This is a genomic window from Pseudarthrobacter sp. AB1, from assembly GCF_014926485.1.
Classification (GTDB): domain Bacteria; phylum Actinomycetota; class Actinomycetes; order Actinomycetales; family Micrococcaceae; genus Arthrobacter.
Genome location: NZ_PZKO01000055.1, coordinates 200,251 through 216,489, shown reverse-complemented (window position 1 = coordinate 216,489; position 16,239 = coordinate 200,251). Strand labels below are relative to the sequence as shown.

General features: G+C 63.8%; 19 protein-coding genes. 8 read left to right on the top strand and 11 right to left on the bottom strand.

The annotated features are described in order from the left end of the window. Positions 1 to 24 precede the first annotated feature (24 nt). From DAD99_RS14775 to sigE, 3 genes are all read right to left on the bottom strand, one after another. The gene (locus DAD99_RS14775) at positions 25 to 435 is read right to left on the bottom strand and encodes a Sec-independent protein translocase TatB (RefSeq protein ID WP_193342119.1); all 411 of its coding nucleotides are present in this window, start codon (positions 433 to 435) and stop codon (positions 25 to 27) included. Between the two features lie 69 nt (positions 436 to 504). Continuing rightward, on the bottom strand, positions 505 to 1,386 hold the full coding sequence (locus tag DAD99_RS14770) for an anti-sigma factor (protein ID WP_193342118.1): 882 nt from the start codon (positions 1,384 to 1,386) through the stop codon (positions 505 to 507). A gap of 8 nt (positions 1,387 to 1,394) precedes the next feature. Further along, on the bottom strand, positions 1,395 to 2,012 hold the full coding sequence (gene sigE, locus DAD99_RS14765; protein WP_185261101.1) for an RNA polymerase sigma factor SigE: 618 nt from the start codon (positions 2,010 to 2,012) through the stop codon (positions 1,395 to 1,397). A 227-nt stretch (positions 2,013 to 2,239) separates the two neighbouring features. On the opposite strand from sigE, the gene DAD99_RS14760 reads away from it, so the two are divergent. Next, positions 2,240 to 2,872, top strand: coding sequence for an O-methyltransferase (locus DAD99_RS14760; protein WP_058931857.1), 633 nt, complete (start codon positions 2,240 to 2,242; stop codon positions 2,870 to 2,872). Between the two features lie 84 nt (positions 2,873 to 2,956). Here the strand turns inward: DAD99_RS14760 and DAD99_RS14755 are convergent, their stop codons facing one another. From DAD99_RS14755 to DAD99_RS14740, 4 genes are all read right to left on the bottom strand, one after another. Next, complete coding sequence (locus DAD99_RS14755; protein WP_009357720.1) at positions 2,957 to 3,124, bottom strand: DUF3117 domain-containing protein; 168 nt, start codon at positions 3,122 to 3,124, stop codon at positions 2,957 to 2,959. 235 nt (positions 3,125 to 3,359) lie between these two features. After that, positions 3,360 to 4,607 carry a hypothetical protein gene (locus tag DAD99_RS14750; protein ID WP_227008039.1) on the bottom strand — a complete coding sequence of 416 codons (1,248 nt, stop codon included), beginning with the start codon at positions 4,605 to 4,607 and terminating at the stop codon, positions 3,360 to 3,362. Further along, the gene (locus tag DAD99_RS14745) at positions 4,604 to 5,002 is read right to left on the bottom strand and encodes a DivIVA domain-containing protein (RefSeq protein ID WP_193342117.1); all 399 of its coding nucleotides are present in this window, start codon (positions 5,000 to 5,002) and stop codon (positions 4,604 to 4,606) included. Before DAD99_RS14745 ends, DAD99_RS14750 begins: the two co-directional genes overlap by 4 nt. A gap of 22 nt (positions 5,003 to 5,024) precedes the next feature. Continuing rightward, positions 5,025 to 5,807: a TIGR00730 family Rossman fold protein gene (locus tag DAD99_RS14740; protein WP_193342116.1), complete on the bottom strand. Its 783-nt coding sequence runs from the start codon at positions 5,805 to 5,807 to the stop codon at positions 5,025 to 5,027. A 116-nt stretch (positions 5,808 to 5,923) separates the two neighbouring features. On the opposite strand from DAD99_RS14740, the gene DAD99_RS14735 reads away from it, so the two are divergent. From DAD99_RS14735 to DAD99_RS14720, 4 genes are all read left to right on the top strand, one after another. After that, positions 5,924 to 6,679 carry an amino acid ABC transporter ATP-binding protein gene (locus tag DAD99_RS14735; RefSeq protein ID WP_193342115.1) on the top strand — a complete coding sequence of 252 codons (756 nt, stop codon included), beginning with the start codon at positions 5,924 to 5,926 and terminating at the stop codon, positions 6,677 to 6,679. Positions 6,680 to 6,750: 71 nt separating this feature from the next. Next, complete coding sequence (locus DAD99_RS14730) at positions 6,751 to 7,638, top strand: glutamate ABC transporter substrate-binding protein (RefSeq protein ID WP_193342114.1); 888 nt, start codon at positions 6,751 to 6,753, stop codon at positions 7,636 to 7,638. Positions 7,639 to 7,737: 99 nt separating this feature from the next. After that, positions 7,738 to 8,388 (top strand): amino acid ABC transporter permease, encoded by a 651-nt coding sequence (locus DAD99_RS14725; RefSeq protein WP_193342113.1) that lies wholly within the window; start codon positions 7,738 to 7,740, stop codon positions 8,386 to 8,388. Beyond that, a complete protein-coding gene (locus DAD99_RS14720; protein ID WP_193342112.1) occupies positions 8,385 to 9,242 on the top strand; it encodes an amino acid ABC transporter permease in 858 nt (285 codons plus the stop codon). Before DAD99_RS14725 ends, DAD99_RS14720 begins: the two co-directional genes overlap by 4 nt. Positions 9,243 to 9,305: 63 nt before the next feature. Here DAD99_RS14720 and dapE read toward each other — a convergent pair whose 3' ends face one another. Continuing rightward, the gene (dapE, locus tag DAD99_RS14715; protein ID WP_193342111.1) at positions 9,306 to 10,442 is read right to left on the bottom strand and encodes a succinyl-diaminopimelate desuccinylase; all 1,137 of its coding nucleotides are present in this window, start codon (positions 10,440 to 10,442) and stop codon (positions 9,306 to 9,308) included. 50 nt (positions 10,443 to 10,492) lie between these two features. Here dapE and dapD point away from each other — a divergent pair, with 50 nt between their 5' ends. Continuing rightward, positions 10,493 to 11,521, top strand: a complete 1,029-nt coding sequence (dapD, locus tag DAD99_RS14710; protein ID WP_193342110.1) for a 2,3,4,5-tetrahydropyridine-2,6-dicarboxylate N-succinyltransferase — start codon at positions 10,493 to 10,495, stop codon at positions 11,519 to 11,521. A gap of 7 nt (positions 11,522 to 11,528) precedes the next feature. After that, positions 11,529 to 12,386, top strand: a complete 858-nt coding sequence (locus DAD99_RS14705; protein WP_375372244.1) for a hypothetical protein — start codon at positions 11,529 to 11,531, stop codon at positions 12,384 to 12,386. 38 nt (positions 12,387 to 12,424) lie between these two features. On the opposite strand, the gene DAD99_RS14700 is transcribed toward DAD99_RS14705, so the two are convergent. Together DAD99_RS14700 and DAD99_RS14695 are read right to left on the bottom strand one after the other, a co-directional pair. Beyond that, entirely contained in the window at positions 12,425 to 13,036 is a 612-nt protein-coding gene (locus tag DAD99_RS14700; RefSeq protein ID WP_193342108.1) for a hypothetical protein, read from the bottom strand. Between the two features lie 94 nt (positions 13,037 to 13,130). Continuing rightward, positions 13,131 to 13,742: a TetR/AcrR family transcriptional regulator gene (locus tag DAD99_RS14695; RefSeq protein ID WP_193342254.1), complete on the bottom strand. Its 612-nt coding sequence runs from the start codon at positions 13,740 to 13,742 to the stop codon at positions 13,131 to 13,133. Positions 13,743 to 13,806: 64 nt separating this feature from the next. Here DAD99_RS14695 and galE point away from each other — a divergent pair, with 64 nt between their 5' ends. After that, positions 13,807 to 14,820 (top strand): UDP-glucose 4-epimerase GalE, encoded by a 1,014-nt coding sequence (galE, locus tag DAD99_RS14690; protein WP_193342107.1) that lies wholly within the window; start codon positions 13,807 to 13,809, stop codon positions 14,818 to 14,820. Between the two features lie 83 nt (positions 14,821 to 14,903). Here galE and DAD99_RS14685 read toward each other — a convergent pair whose 3' ends face one another. Beyond that, on the bottom strand, positions 14,904 to 16,187 hold the full coding sequence (locus DAD99_RS14685; protein WP_193342106.1) for a citrate synthase: 1,284 nt from the start codon (positions 16,185 to 16,187) through the stop codon (positions 14,904 to 14,906). Positions 16,188 to 16,239: the final 52 nt, after the last annotated feature.

The following is a 16,239-nucleotide window of genomic DNA, read 5'->3' as shown; positions in this document are numbered from 1 at the left end:
GCAGCCCATCAGGGGCGACGGCGCCTAGGTTGCTTCGGTATCGAACGGGGCTGGCTCGCCCAGGGGCAGTGACTGAACCATGCGTTCCGGACGGGACGAAGCCGTCCCGTCCGTGGCAACGGCCCCTGCTCCGGCGACGGCAGCCACCGCCGCCGGCGCGCCGGCACTGACGGGTTTGGCGTCGTCGTCCAGGAGCGCTTCCTTGATGATGCGCCGCGGATCATACTGGCGGGGATCGTATTTCTTCCAGTCGACATCATCGATGTCGATGCCGACTTCTTCCTTGATCTGCTCCCGCGCACCGGACGCCATCCGGCGGACTTCCTTCACCAGATTCGCAAGTTTCTGGGTGTATTCCGGCAGGCGCTGGGGACCGATCACCAGGATGCCGATGATCAGCAGGAGGAAGAACTCCGGGCCGTTGATTCCAAACACTTTAGGAAGATTACCCTCTCCGGAGCCCGGCTGACGATTCCTGCCCGCCAGCGCCGCAAAGTGCCTGCATCACGGAGCCAGCATCTCCCCGAGTTTGCGGATTCCACGCTCCAACCGCGCCGCGGGAGAGTCGTCCGCTGCAGCCGTCGGGGAGGCGTTGGTCTCCGGGCTGGCACCCGTGTTAATTCCTTCAACGGCGAGGACGCTGAGCCGCTCCAGCAGCGGAACTGCGTCGTCGGCCTGTTCCGCCGGGAGGTCTGACTCAACCGTAAAAATGCCGGCCGTGGTCTTAATGGTGGCCGTCCAGGGGGCCAGGTTGCTGACCATCAGCTTCTCATGCGCCTGGTTTGTGCTCAGGTCTGCATCCTGACCGGACTCCTGCCCGGCGTCCGCAGGATGTTGTTCGACGATCGTGGCGTAATGGCTCCCATCGGACAGGCGCAGTTCCACCGCCGGCCGCCCGTTAAGTGTTATGGCATGTGCGCTCCGGACGTGGAAGCCAAGTTGCTCCAGTTCCGGACAGACCCACCCTTCCGAGCGAAGGGCGAGCAATTGCGGGGTACCGAGTTCCCTGCCGTCGGCCGGCAGTTGGGCCGTATGCTGTACCAGGCTCCCCTTGATGGCCGTTTGGGCGACTGGCGTGCTGTCCCCCGCCAGTCCAAACGCACTGACCGCAAGAATTCCAGCGGCTGCGGCTGTACCGCCGGCGGCGAGCGCAATGACTTTCACGGGCCGGTAGGGGCGCTGGGCTGGCGCGGCCGCGGCCGCCAGCAACTGCGTCCTGGCCAGCAGCCGGGCCGTCAGGTCATCGCTGGCAGGTGGCACGGCCGCATCACGGAGACGCTCGATGTACTGGCGTTCACGCTTCAGCGCCGCTGCACATTCTGCGCAGGCCTGCACGTGTTCGGCGCCGCGGTGGTGCCGGCGGCCGAAGGGGTTCTGGGGCGTCATGGTGCCGATCAGAGGATGCTGGCGATGCGTGGCAGTGAAAGTTTCGGCTTTCGTCCTTGCTGTGGCCGGGGATCGCGGTGGGCCAGTTTCTCGCGCAGCATGGTCCGGCCCCGGTGGATACGGGAACGGACGGTACCCAGCTTGACGCCGAGTGCAGCGGCCACTTCGTCGTAGGACAGGCCTTCCAGGTCGCAAAGCACAACGGCGGCGCGGAAGTCCGGGGGCAGGTCCTCCAAAGCAGCCTGGACGTCGAGGTCCAGGTTGTTCAGTTCGAAGCTCTGTTCAGGTCCGGGTTCACGCCCGGGAATCCGGGATTCGGCGTCGTCGGCCAGCGCGTCAAACCTGATACGGGTTTTCCGACGGGCCTGGTCCAGGAACAGGTTGGTTGTGATGCGGTGCAGCCAGCCATCCAGTGTCCCTGGCTTGAAATTCTCCAGTGACCGGAAGACGCGGACAAACACTTCCTGGGTGAGATCCTCGGCGTCGAACTTGTTCCCCGTCAGGCGGTATGCCAGCCGGTAGACCTTGGCGGAGTGGTTGGCCACCACTTCCTCCCAGGTGGGCATGACCCATTCAGCGGAGGAATCTTGCGTCGCTGGCACAGGTGCCATACTCGATGCTGACATCGTCCACTCCCATCGTGGATTGCTATCGCCCGGATACTGTTGACATCTCTGGTTCGGCGCCGATCACCTCACGGATGACCGGATATCCATCATTTCAAATTTGGCTGGGAATTTCCTGACCAGGGCCGTTCTTCAGCCAGAGGCACAACGATTCCCTTCCCCGGCTGGCACCCCCGCACACAGTAGGCTGTACTAAACACTCCCCTGCCGCCCAGAAAGCGAATCACATGAGCGCCGACAAATCCACGAGCTGGTCCTATGCAGAAGATCTGCCCGCAGAGGATGAGGTTATGCTTCGTGCCAGGGAGCGCTCCTTCGAACTGGGCGTGACCCCCATCGGCGCAGGTGTTGGTGCGGTGCTGACGGTGTTGGCTGCCGGCTCGAAGGCCCAGACCGCCGTCGAAATCGGCACAGGCGCAGGTGTCTCGGGGGTTTGCATCCTGCGGGGTCTCGGACCGCAGGCCGTGCTGACCACCATCGACGTGGACGTCGAACATCTGAAGGCGGCACGTGAGGCTTTTTCGGAGGCTGGCAGTCCGGCCAACCGCACGCGCACCATTTCCGGCCGCGCCGGTGATGTCCTGCCGCGCCTGACCGACTCCGCTTATGACCTGGTGTTTGTTGACGCGGACAAGCCGGGCCTGCCCGGCTACGTGGACCAGGCCGTCCGGCTCCTGAAGGCCGGCGGGCTGCTCATCATCAATGACGCCCTGGACAAGGACCGCGTGGCCAACCCGGCTGTCCGGGAGTCCAACACTGTGGTGCTCCGCCAGGTGGGGAAGGCAATCCGCGACGACGACCGTCTGGCGTCCGCTATGCTTCCCACCGGCGACGGCCTGCTGGTCGCGGTCAAGAAGTAGATCCTCAGAAAATAAGCCAGGGTCCGCAGCCGGTTGGCTGCGGACCCTGGCCCTGCGGGATTATTCGGCATCGCCGAACAGGATTTATTCCGTTACGCCGACGAGGCATTCCTTAAGGTTGGCCGCCTCCGCAGCGTTCAGTTCCACCACAAGCCGTCCGCCGCCTTCGAGCGGTACGCGCATGATCAGGCTGCGGCCCTCTTTGGTGACTTCCATAGGGCCGTCGCCGGTGCGTGGTTTCATAGCCGCCATGAGGAATTTCCCCTCCATTTAGTCCCAGGACATATCAGCCCGGATGGGCTGTGTCCGCATGGTCAAATCAAGCCGCTATGGCGGCCCGTACTGATGCCGCCACGGCTGAACATTTCTGAATGCTTTTTGTCCCTGCTTACTTACTATTATCCCGTAATGACCCGCACGTAGCTAATCGATGGACATTTACGGCCGCGTCGGATTCCCCAATCCGCCGGCCAGGCGCCGCCCGCGATCACGGCGGATAATCTCCGCCGCCCGGAAGCTGCGCCCATGCCCACAGCCAGACGATCCAAACGATCTGGAGCAGGATAAACATTGTTAGGACCGTGCCTCGGTACGCCTTGGACCGGGACAACAGCGCAGCTGCCAGGGCCAACGGGAACAGCGGGAGCAACATCCGGAAGGTACTGGTCTGGGGATGGAGGAACAGGAGGAGGTAGCCCATATAGCAGGCGCACCAGAGGCGCAGCTCCACACCAAGCCGGACCACCGGCGGGGAGAAAAGCAGGAGCACAAAAAGGCCCGCAAAGACGAATGGTGCCACGATCCCCAGGACGGGGCCAAAGAGGTCGACGCCGGTGTCGAACCAGGGCTTGAAGGGCACCAGACCGTGGCCGCGCCACACTGTCTCGGTTTTGGTATACGCCTCAATGTCGCCGGTGGCGGCCCAGGCCGTTGCCGGCCACAGCAGTGCCGAGGCACCGCCGATAACGGTCAGGCCCGCCAGGGACGCCAGCTTTCCCAGGCTGTGGGTGCCCGGCCGCTGCTCGCGCCTCCGTTCCACGAGGCGCCACAAGAAGAGAAGCCCCACCATTGCGGCAAAGGGAACGCCCACGGGACGGGAGAGACACAGCAGGACCACCACTGGCATAGCCGCGAAATAATGATGCCCGATGACCAGCAGCAGCGCCGTGGCCAGCAGGAGAATGGTCAGGGGCTCCGCGTACGGGGCCTGGAGAATGGCGGACACCGGAAATGTCGCGAAAAATGCCACCCCCCAAAGCGCCGCAGTGTGCGAAGCCTTGTGCCTGAACAAGCAGTACAAAACCAGCGCCGCGCCCAACCCTGCGAGCATGGCGACGACCGTGAGCGCCGTGGCAGGACTGATTCCTGTCAGGCCCGCGAGCGCCTGGCCCAGGGCCGGGAAGAGCGGATAGAAGGCCCACGCATTTTCCTGCACATTGCCGGCGGCATCCGTTGGAAGTCGTGAGGGATATCCGTCGGTGATGATCCGGCCGTACCATCGCGCATCCCAGATATTGATGAAGTTCCAGTAGTCAGGGACGGCCGGAAACCACGGATTGGGGCCTTGGTGCAGGGCTGCTGCCATAAAGATGCACGCACTGACCAGGCGGGCAGCGACGTAGAGGGCGCCAACCTGCAGCCACCATGGCCAGCGTTGGACCGCACCCGCTGCGCGGGCGCCGAATGCAGTGATCAACGCCGTCGGGCCCGTCCGGTGCCCCGTGTCAGTGCTCAAGCGCCGGCCTCCGGGTGCGCCGCACGTTCCACTTCCAGCAGCCGTGCCCGGAGCATGCCCAATTCTTCGTCTTTGGCCTCGATCTGATCCCGCAATTCGTCAAGGACCTGGTCCACCTGGTCCATCCGGTATCCACGCAGGCCGAGGGAGAAGCGGACCCGGTCGACGTCAGCAGGAACAGCCTCCGCCGGCAGCAGCACCGGCGGAAGGTTGGCGGGCGGCTGCCCGAACCCCGGGTAGAGAATCGGATTCTCCGGGACCTCGGTGCTATCGGCCGGTTCACTGCCCCGGCGGAGGAGACGCAGGATGCTGCGACGGCCACCGGCGCCTGCCCACAGGGTGGCGGCGATCAGCGCGATGGCGAGGTAGACCAGGAAAAAACTCACAGCACCCATCGTGCCAGACCCGGCAGGCGGCCTATTCGGGCCGTTGCTCGCCATTGGTGGGAACGGGGGGCGTCCCGTGCAGCACCAGCTGCACCGCTTCGGCAGGATCGTCCACCACCTGGATAAGGTCCAGGTCCTTTGCGGAGACCATTCCTTCGGCCACGAGGGTGCCCTTGATCCATTCGATCATCGGCCCCCAGAAGTCGACGCCCAGGAGCACGATCGGGAAGGAAGTTACCTTGCGGGTCTGGACCAGGACCATGGCTTCGAAGAGTTCATCCAGTGTCCCCAGTCCGCCCGGAAGAACGATGAAGCCCTGGGCATATTTGACGAACATGGTTTTCCGGGCGAAGAAGTACCGGAAGTTAATGCCGAGGTCCACCCACTGGTTCAAGCCCTGCTCGAACGGTAATTCAATGCCCAGCCCGACGGAGACGCCGTTGCCTTCCACGGTGCCGCGGTTGGCGGCCTCCATGGAGCCCGGACCGCCGCCGGTGATGACGGCCACGCCTGCGGCTGCCAGCTTCCGGCCTACTTCCATGCCCATTTCGTAGTACGGGCTGCCCGGCTTGGTACGGGCCGAGCCGAAGACACTGACGGCGGGCCCCAGATCGGCAAGCGCGCCGAACCCTTCGACGAACTCGCTCTGGATCCGGAGGACCCGCCACGGGTCTGTATGGACGAACTGTCCGGCGCCCTTGGTATCAAGCAGATGCTGGTCGGACATTTCCACAGCTGCCTGCTTGCGGCGGAGTTCAAGGGGCCCCTTACGGCGCGGCTGGGAAGTTTTGGCCGGATCTGCGTTGATGCTCATCCTCCAAGGCTAATGCCAAGGCCGGCGTGCCCGTGGCAGGTATCTCTTGAATCACGATCCGCGCGAACTTGGCGTGATTCACCTCATATCCAGCCAATGTTCGCTAGATTCTTCTTATGACTACTCATGTGCCCGGCGATGCGCTCGTCTCCCTGAATGGTGTGAATAAGCATTACGGTCAGTTACACGTTTTGAAGGACATCAATCTCAACGTCCGCAAGGGCGAAGTGGTGGTGGTCATTGGCCCGTCAGGCTCAGGAAAGTCCACGTTGTGCCGTGCCATCAACCGTCTCGAAACCATTGAAGGCGGCACCATCAGCATTGATGGAAAGGTGTTGCCGGAGGAGGGGAAGGAGTTGGCGCAGCTCCGCGCCGACGTCGGCATGGTCTTTCAGTCATTCAATCTTTTCGCGCACAAGACCATCCTTGAGAACGTGACGCTTGGTCCCATCAAGGTCAAAGGCGTTGCCAAGGCCCAGGCCGACAACGAAGCCATGGCGTTGCTTGAGCGTGTGGGCGTGGGTCACCAGGCCCCCAAACTTCCGGCGCAGCTCTCCGGCGGCCAGCAGCAGCGCGTGGCAATCGCCCGCGCCCTGGCCATGAAGCCCAAGGTCATGCTCTTTGATGAGCCCACCTCGGCGCTGGACCCCGAGATGATCAACGAAGTGCTCGATGTCATGATCCAGCTGGCCAAGGAAGGCATGACCATGGTTGTGGTCACGCACGAAATGGGTTTCGCCCGGAAGGCCGCCGACCGTGTGGTCTTCATGGCGGACGGACAGATCGTCGAGGACGCCAAGCCGGAAGAATTCTTCACCAATCCGCAGAGTGATCGCGCCAAGGACTTCCTGTCCAAGCTGCTCACCAACTGATTCCACCAACGAACAGGCACACCAGTTCGCACCCAGGCCGTGACCCACGGCCAACCAATGAAAGGAATGTCATGAAGGCATTTATGACCCGCCGGAAGTCGTTCTTCGTGGCGGCTACTGCTGCCCTGGCGCTGTCCCTGAGCGCATGTGGCGGCGGTACCCCCGGTACCACCAGCGATCCCACTGTGGCCGAAAAGCCCACGTTCGCGGCCGGCACCACCATGGAGAAGCTGGCCTCTGCCGGAACCATCAAGATCGGCACCAAATACGATCAGCCGCTCTTCGGTCAAGTTGGCCTGGACGGCAAGCCCGTGGGATTCGACGTTGAGATGGGTAAGCTGATCGCAGCCAAACTGGGCATCGCTGCGGACAAGATCGAATGGTCCGAGACGGTCTCCGCCAACCGCGAGCCGTTCATTGAGCAGGGCAAGGTGGACATTGTCATCGCCACCTACACCATCAACGACAAGCGCAAGCAGGTTGTCAGCTTCGCAGGCCCCTATTACGAGGCCGGCCAGGCTTTGATGGTGAACAAGGACAACGATTCCATTAAGAAGCCCGAGGACGTCGCGGGTAAGAAGGTCTGCTCAGTCACCGGCTCGACGCCGGCCGCCACAATCGTGGACAAGTACCAGGCCGAACTCGTTCCGGCCGCCACATATTCTCAGTGCCTGGAGCCGCTGCGCAACAAGCAGGTTGAGGCCATCACCACCGACAACGTGATCCTGGCCGGTTTTGTGGATAAGGAACCCAACGCCTTCAAACTGGCCTCGGACGAGACATTCACCAAGGAGCCTTATGGCATCGGCCTGAAGAAGGACGACACCGAGTTCCGCAACTGGATCAACGACCAGCTCGAGGCGTTTGGCAAGGACGGGTCCTACAAGAAGGCCTGGGAAGCAACTGCAGGTTCGGTCATCAAGACCGCCCCCGAGCTTCCCGCGATCAACCGCTACTAGGTAAAAACGGCGCCTTCCGGGGAATGAGCTGCACAGCCCGTTCCCCGGAAGCCGCCAACCTGCTCACGAGAACGTCTACGCCCAGAGCCGAAGGACCCTATGGAAGTCATCATTGAAAACCTGCCCCTTTATTGGGAAGGACTTCTGCGCACGCTCTTTCTTTCCGTCGTCTCCGGGATCATCGCCCTCATCCTCGGAACACTCCTGGCAGCCGCCCGCGTCTCCCCCGTCGCGGCTCTTCGCGGTTTCAGCACTGTCTACGTGGAAATCCTCCGGAACACTCCGCTCACCATTGCGTTCTTCTTCGCGGCAATCGTTCTGCCCCGCCTGGGTGTGACCTTTGAACAGTTTGAGGTCGCTGCCATCATTGCCCTCAGTGCCTACACCGCCGCATTTATTGCCGAAGCCGTGCGCTCGGGCGTGAACAGCGTCCCTCTTGGCCAGGCCGAGGCCGCACGCAGCATCGGCATGAAGTTCGGCCAGGTACTGTCCCTCATCATCCTCCCCCAGGCCTTGCGGACGGTGATCCCACCGTTGATCAACATTCTGATCGCTCTCGTCAAGAACTCCTCCGTCGCCGGTGCGTTCTTTGTCCTGGAACTCTTCGGCTACGGCCGCCAGATGGCCAACGCCAACGGAGACCAGGTCCTGACGGTGCTGCTGGGCGTGGCGTTCTTCTATCTGCTCCTCACCGTTCCGCTGGGCATCATGGCCAGCGCGGTGGAACGAAAGGTGGCGATTGCCCGATGACTTCAGTCCTCTACGACGTCCCGGGTCCCAAAGCCCGCCGGATATCGCTCATTGGTTCCGTGGTCGGCTCTGTCCTGATTCTCGGACTCATTGCCTGGATTGTCATGACCCTCGCCCAACAAGGGATCTTTGAGGGCCGCCGCTGGGCCATCTTCACACGTGCCGATGTGTGGTCCCTGCTCGGAAACGGTGTCATGTCGACGCTCAGCGCCGCAGCCATCGCAGCGATCATCGCGTTTCCGCTTGGGCTGATGCTGTCACTGCTGCGGATCTCCCTGGTCGCCTGGATCCGGATCCCCGCGCGGGTGGTCCTTGAGTTCCTGCGCGGCATGCCGGTTGTCCTGATGATGTTCTTCGTCCTGCTGGTGTTCGGGACCAGTTCATTCATCGCGGTGGTGAGCGGTCTGGTTCTGTATAACGCCGCCATCTTCGCGGAGATCATCCGGGCCGGCATCCAGTCATTGCCGAAGGGGCAGCGTGAGGCGGGCCTGACCATCGGCCTGACAAGCTTCCAGTCCCGGATGCTCATCGAACTGCCCCAGGCTGTTCGCCGCATGATGCCGTCTCTGGTGGCACAGTTGGTGGTACTCCTGAAGGACACGTCACTTGGCTACATCGTGGCGTATGGCGAGCTCCTGCGCGCAGTGCAGGTCATGGCGGACTTCCTGGGCACCGCTTTCCTGTTTCCGATCTTCTTTGTGGCCGCTGCCATCTACATCGCCATCAATATTTCGGTATCCCGGATCGCGGTCTGGATCGAGCGCCGGGGTTCGAACAAGGCGGCCGGTGGCGTGGCCAAGGTGCCGACCGCAGTAGTGGCACCTGAACTACCGGACGTGCGCGAACCCAAGTAGCAATACTTCCACGCAAGCAGAAGGGTCCGCAGCCTGCTGGCTGCGGACCCTTCTGCTTGCGTGCTACGCCGCGAGCCAGCTCCGTAACGCCCGCAGGCACTCCCGGATGGCGTCGGCGTCAACGTGCTCGTTGTCCTTGTGGGCCAGCAACGGATCGCCGGGCCCGAAGTTCACCGCGGGGATCCCCATTTCGCTGAAACGCGCGACGTCGGTCCAGCCGTATTTCGGTTTCGGCTCGGCTCCCACGGCTGCGACGAAGGACGCCGCGGCAGGGTGGTTCAGCCCGGGCCGCGCGCCGGCGGCCGCGTCCGTGCGGACCACGGCGAAGCCCGCCAACAGTTCCCGGACATGCGCCTCCGACTGGTCCGGCGTTTTGTCCGGGGCGAAGCGGTAGTTGATTTCCACGACACACCGGTCGGGAATGACGTTACCGGCCGTGCCGCCGTTGATCTTCACGGCGTTGAGGCTCTCGCGGTAGTCCAGGCCATCAACATTGATGGTCTGCGGTTCGTAGGCTGCGAGCCGGGCAAGGATGGGGGCCGCCGCGTGGATGGCGTTGCTGCCCATCCACGCACGCGCGGAGTGCGCTGCCTCGCCCACGGTGGTGGCCTCAAAGCGGCTGGTGCCGTTGCAGCCACCCTCGACGGTGCCATGGGTCGGCTCCAGGAGGATGGCAAAGTCGCCGCCCAGGAGGCTGCCGTGGTTTCGGACAAGGCGGCCCAGCCCGCTCTTGACTGCTTCCACTTCCTCGTGGTCATAGAACACGAAGGTGACGTCGTGCTTGGGTTCCGCGCCGCCGTCGAACATTGTGGCCGCCAGCGCCAGCTGCACGGCGACGCCGCCTTTCATGTCGGTGGCTCCGCGGCCGTAGAGCACGCCCTCCCCCGGGATACCTGATTCCCAGGTGGACGGGACGGTTCCGCGCGCTCCTTCGGTGACGGGCAACGGCACTGTGTCCAGGTGTCCGGCGAGGATGACGCGTTCCGCCCTGCCCAGTTCGGTGCGGGCGATGATGGAGTCACCGTCGCGGACCACCAGGAGTCCGGGGATGGCCCGCAGCGCGGCTTCGACGGCGTCGGCCAGTACCGTCTCATTCCCGGAGACGCTGTTGATGTCCATGATGGCGGCCGTGAGCACAGAGACATCCTGACGGAGGTCCAAAGGCACGGTGATGGATTCAGGGGCGGTTTCGGCAGTCACGTTGCCAGTCTAGTTCGATCGCGGCGCCCGCCTCTCGCTAGACTGGGGCCATGACTGAGACCGCTACCTCCGCCGCGCCCGAGAACCAAAACGCAACTTCCGAAGCCCGCTCCGCCTACGGGTTCGGCCTGGCAACCATCGCCAGCGCCACGGGCGAAGCCACCGTCCTTGACGTCTGGTTCCCCGCGCCCGCCCTGGGCGTTGCGGCCGACAACCTGCGCGCTGTGGAGAACGCCGACGAATCCCTGGTCCAGCTCGCCGAAAGCGGCAACGACGCGGACCGCGGGACCGAGCAGAAGGTGGTCTTCGTCCAGATCAACCTCGATGAAGCTCCGGCAGACACCGCCGATGCGTACCTCCGCCTGCACCTCCTCTCCCACCGGCTGGTCCGGCCCAACACCATCAACCTGGACGGAATCTTCGGCAAGCTCCCCAACGTGGTGTGGACCAACTTCGGTCCCGCCGCCGTGGAAGGCTTCGAACTGACCCGGGCCAGGCTTCGCCGTCGTGGTGCCGTCACCGTTTACGGCGTGGACAAGTTCCCGCGCATGGTGGACTACGTGGTGCCCGCCGGTGTCCGGATCGCCGACGCCGACCGCGTCCGCCTCGGCGCCCACCTCGCCGAAGGCACCACTGTCATGCACGAAGGCTTTGTGAACTTCAACGCCGGCACCCTGGGCGCTTCCATGGTGGAAGGCCGTATTTCGGCCGGCGTAGTGGCCGGCGACGGCAGCGACGTAGGAGGCGGCGCGTCGATCATGGGCACGCTCTCCGGGGGCGGCAAGGAAAAGATCGTCATCGGTGAGCGCGTCCTGCTGGGCGCCAACTCCGGCGTCGGCATCAGCGTCGGCGATGACTCCGTGGTGGAGGCAGGCCTCTACGTCACCGCAGGAACCCGCGTGCTTGTTCCCGGGCCCAAGGACGAGAATGGCGAGGACACCGCCAAGATCGTGAAGGCAGCCGAGCTGTCGGGCGTCCCCAACCTCCTGTTCCGGCGCAACTCCACCACCGGTGCCGTAGAGGTGCTGCCGCGCAAGGGCCAGACCGTGGAACTCAACGACGCCCTCCACGCCAACTGACCTGTCCGTGGCACGTGGTCGCAGTTTCGTTCGCCCCACCGTGCTGTTGCTTACCCTGGCGCTGGCCGGCGCCGGCATCTACACGGCGGTCACCTTCCTGCAGCGCTCCGAAACCCTGGTCTCGGAGCGCTGCACGGCCGACGTCGGAAGCCAGAGCGCGGAGCTTGCAACGGACCAGGCGGTTAATGCCGCACTGATCACAGCGGTGGCGGTGCACCGGGGGCTGCCTCCCCGGGCAGCCAGCATCGCTCTTGCCACCGCCATGCAGGAATCCAAGCTGCGCAATATCACCCATGGCGACCAGGCAGGCCCGGATTCCCGGGGACTCTTCCAACAACGCCCCTCGCAAGGGTGGGGAACCGAGGCCCAGGTCATGGACCCGTACTACGCTGCCAATGCGTTCTACGATGCCCTGGTCAAGATTCCCGGCTATGAGTCCTTGGAGATCACCGACGCCGCACAGCGCGTCCAGCGCTCGGCATACCCCCTCGCCTACGCACAACACGAAGATCTGGGCCGCTCCTTCGCGTCCGGCCTGACCGGCCAGACGCCCGCCTCCGTGCAGTGCACTTTGCGAGCCCCGCAGGAGCCGGGCATCCCCGCCGCCGTCGAGTCCGGGCTCGCCCTGGCGTACGGGCCGCTCGCGATCACCACGGAAATTGAGTCCCTCGTGGTGGAAGCTGACGGCACCCAGGCATGGTCCGTGGCGCATTGGGCAGTTGCCAACGCTAAGGGCCTGGCGGTAACGCGTGTGGACGTTGCCGGCCGCAGCTGGGACCGTGAGGATCAGGGCGGCTGGCGGGAATCTGACGCTCCGGCCGGCCAGGTCAGCATTACTGTGGCACCGGCCGGCACCGGACGCTGACTGCCCGTTACTGAGGCCCGCGTGGTGTCCGCGGCACCTCAGACCAGGATGTCCACGACGGGCTGGACGTAGCTGCGGAAGAGCGCCGGCGCGGACATCAGGTTATGGCTCATGATGATCTTGTCCGGCTCCAGGTACCACGCCCGCTGTTCGTTCAGCGGAAGTTCGATAATGGTGAGGGTGAAGTCCCGCGAACCCCGGCCCACCTCCAGCAGGCGGTCATCCACCATGTCGCCCAATAGCTGGTCCGAACCGCTGGCCACCCGTTCGGCTTCCAGCCTGAAGTACTCGCTGCGGCGCTCCCGCGCCCAGGTCAGTGCTGACCCGAAATGCGCCTGCAGGACACGCTGGAGGGCCGGGGAATTTCCGAATTCCGAAAAATCCGGAGGGGACAGCTCCGGCGAGGTCTGGGGGTGTGCCTTCAGCAACTGCTCCCACCAGGCTTCCCATTCGGTTTTGAGCGCACTCTGCCCGCCGACGTCGGCCGTGAGGTGCGAGTGGTCTGCATGGCGGATCTTCGGCGCGGCATGTGACAACGCCGGGTGGCCGGCGCCGTCGAGCCCTGCCGCGTCCCGGACAAAGAGCGCGATCATCAGAGGCCCGGACGTATCCGTGGTGATCTGCCAGCCGGAACCACCTGTGTGATGCATCCCTACTCCTCCTGTGGCGTGCCTGCACCGGCCTGACCAGCCGGTTCTGCTTCCCCGGCTCCCAGTCTATTCCCCATGCCACCGGACGGTAATGTCAGGCGGCCAGGCTCCTGAGGTGTCGGTCCAGGACATCATGGCACATCTGTGCCGTCATCCAGGCGGGCTGCAGGAGGGCATGCATGCACAGCCCGTCCAGCGTAGCCAGCAGCCTCTCTGCCTCTACCGCCAGCGATTGCTGCCCGTCGCCGTCGTACGGCACAAGGGCCGTGATGACCTGCCCGACGACGGCCGCCACCTCCCGGTGACTCCGGTCGGCCTCAGCCGCGAGGAAGGGACGGATCCTGGCGGCGTTTTTGAAGGCCATCCATACACAGGCGTCCACGGCCCGTTCCTCGTCGAGCGGCAGGAATTCGCCCAGCAGGGTTAAAACCGCTTCACGATGCGGGCCGGTCCCGGGTACGCTGGCGGCCATCGCCGGCAATGCCGCCGTGAGGCGGACCATGATCCGGTCCACCACCGCGGCAAAGGAATGGCTGAGCAGTTCTTCGCTGCCGGCAAAGTAGTGCCGGACAGAGCCCACGGCGAGGCCGGCTTCGTCGGCCACCTCCCGCAGAGACGCACGCTCGAGGCCGTCGACGGCGATGATCCTGAAGACCGCTTGAACGATTTCTGCGCGCCGGGCTTCGGCATCAACAAGTTTAGGCACCATTATTATTTAGCACACCTGTGCTGAAATCCACTCATCGCCGGAATTGGGATAGCGTAGGGGCATGAAAATTCTGGTCACAGGTGGCACCGGGTACATCGGTTCGCACACAGTCTTGTCCCTGCAGGAAGCCGGCCATGACGTGGTGGTGATCGATAACCTCGTGAACTCCAGCCAGGAGTCCCTGCGCCGGGTTGCCGAACTCAGCGGCAAGACCGCGGAATTCCACAACGTGGACCTGGTGGACGAAGCCGCCGTTGAAGGCGTCTTTGCCGCCCACGCGATCGACGCCGTGATCCACTTTGCCGGGCTTAAGGCCGTGGGCGAGTCGGTCCGCGAACCGCTCAAGTACTACTACAACAACCTCGTGGGCACGCTGAACCTGATCCGGGTCATGGACCGCCACGATGTCCGCTCCATCGTCTTCAGTTCATCCGCCACCGTATACGGGGAGCACAATCCCGTCCCCTACGTGGAAAAGATGGAGATCGGCGCCAACAACCCGTACGGCCGCACCAAGGAGCAGATCGAGGACATCCTCGCCGACCTGGGCGCCGCTGACAGCCGCTGGCACATAGCCCTGCTGCGCTACTTCAACCCGGTGGGCGCACACCCGTCGGGCCGCATCGGCGAGGATCCCCAGGGCATCCCCAACAACCTGGTGCCCTTCATAGCCCAGGTGGCCGTGGGACGCCGCGACAAGCTCATGGTCTTCGGCGGCGACTACGACACCCCTGACGGCACCTGCCTACGGGACTACATCCACGTCGTCGATCTCGCCGAAGGCCACGTGGCCGCGCTCAACCACGTTGCGGACCGCCCAGGCGTCTACCGCTGGAACCTGGGCTCCGGAAAGGGTTCCTCGGTCCTGGAGGTCCTTCGGTCCTTCGAGAAGGCGGTGGGCCAGCCCATCCCCTACGAGGTCACCGGACGCCGTGCGGGCGACCTCCCGGCCTTCTGGGCGGATGCAACCTCCGCCCTGGCCGACCTGAGCTGGTCCACCACCAAGACCGTGGACCAGATGTGCGAGGACCACTGGCGCTGGCAGAAGAACAACCCCCTCGGCTACTCGGCTTAAACAGCAACGCGGGGTCACTTACGGCCCGTCCCGAAGCTCGGGATGGGCCGTAAGTGACCCCGCGTTGTTCTGTAGCGGAGTTCTTAGCGGGCCGGGTAGTCGCGCTCGGGCTCGCCGATGTACAGCTGGCGCGGGCGGCCGATCTTGGTGTTCGGGTCGCTGATCATTTCACGCCACTGGGCGATCCAGCCCGGCAGGCGGCCGATCGCGAACAGGACGGTGAACATCTTCTCCGGGAAGCCCATCGCCTTGTAGATCAGGCCGGTGTAGAAGTCCACGTTCGGGTAGAGCTTGCGCTGGATGAAGTAGTCATCGTTCAGCGCCTTGTCTTCCAGACGCATGGCGATCTCGAGCAGTTCGTCGTTGCCGCCGAGCTTGGTGAGGATTTCGTGGGCCGTGGCCTTGACGATCTTGGCGCGCGGATCGTAATTCTTGTAGACGCGGTGTCCGAAGCCCATAAGGCGGACGCCGTCTTCCTTGTTCTTGATCTTCTCCATGTAATCCTCCGGCTTGGTGCCGTCGGCCTGGATCTGGCGGAGCATCTTCAGCACTGCTTCGTTGGCGCCGCCGTGGGCGGGACCGAACAGGGCGTTGATGCCGGCCGACACCGACGCGAAGAGGTTGGCGTTGGAGGAGCCCACCAGGCGCACCGTGGACGTCGAACAGTTCTGCTCGTGGTCGGCGTGCAGGATCAGGAGAAGGTCCAGCGCCTTGGCGATGACCGGGTCCACTTCGTACTGCTCGGCGGGAAGGCCGAAGCTGAGGCGGAGGAAGTTCTCCACGAGGTTGTGGGAGTTGTCGGGGTACAGCATGGGCTGGCCGATGCTCTTCTTGAGAGCGTAGGCGGCGATGACCGGCATCTTGGCCAGCAGCCGGTACGTAGAGACCTCTACCTGCTCAGCGTTGAACGGATCCAGCGAGTCCTGGTAGAACGTGGACAGCGCCGACACAGCCGAAGAGAGCACAGGCATCGGGTGAGCATCACGGGGGAAGCCGCTGAAGAAGCCCTTGAGCTCTTCGTGCAGCAGCGTGTGGTGACGGATCCGCTGGTCGAAGGCTTCCAGTTCCGTGGGGCTGGGCAGGTTGCCGTAGATCAGCAGGTAAGACACTTCGAGGAAGCTGGAGTGCTGCGCCAGCTGTTCGATGGGGTACCCGCGGTAACGCAGGATGCCGGCATCGCCGTCGATGTAGGTAATTGCGGACGTGGTTGCTGCGGTGTTCATGAAGCCGGGGTCAAAGGTGACTGCGCCCGTCTGCTTGAGCAGCTTGGAAACGTCGTAACCTTCGTTTCCTTCAACAACCTGGATGCGCGGGAGCTTGAGCTCGCCTCCTGCATGGTGCAGGGTTGCGCTGTTGGTCTCAGTCATGGAGTCCCCTTCATGAGGCGCGTGGGCCTCTGTCGAAAGCTTGATCCAACAT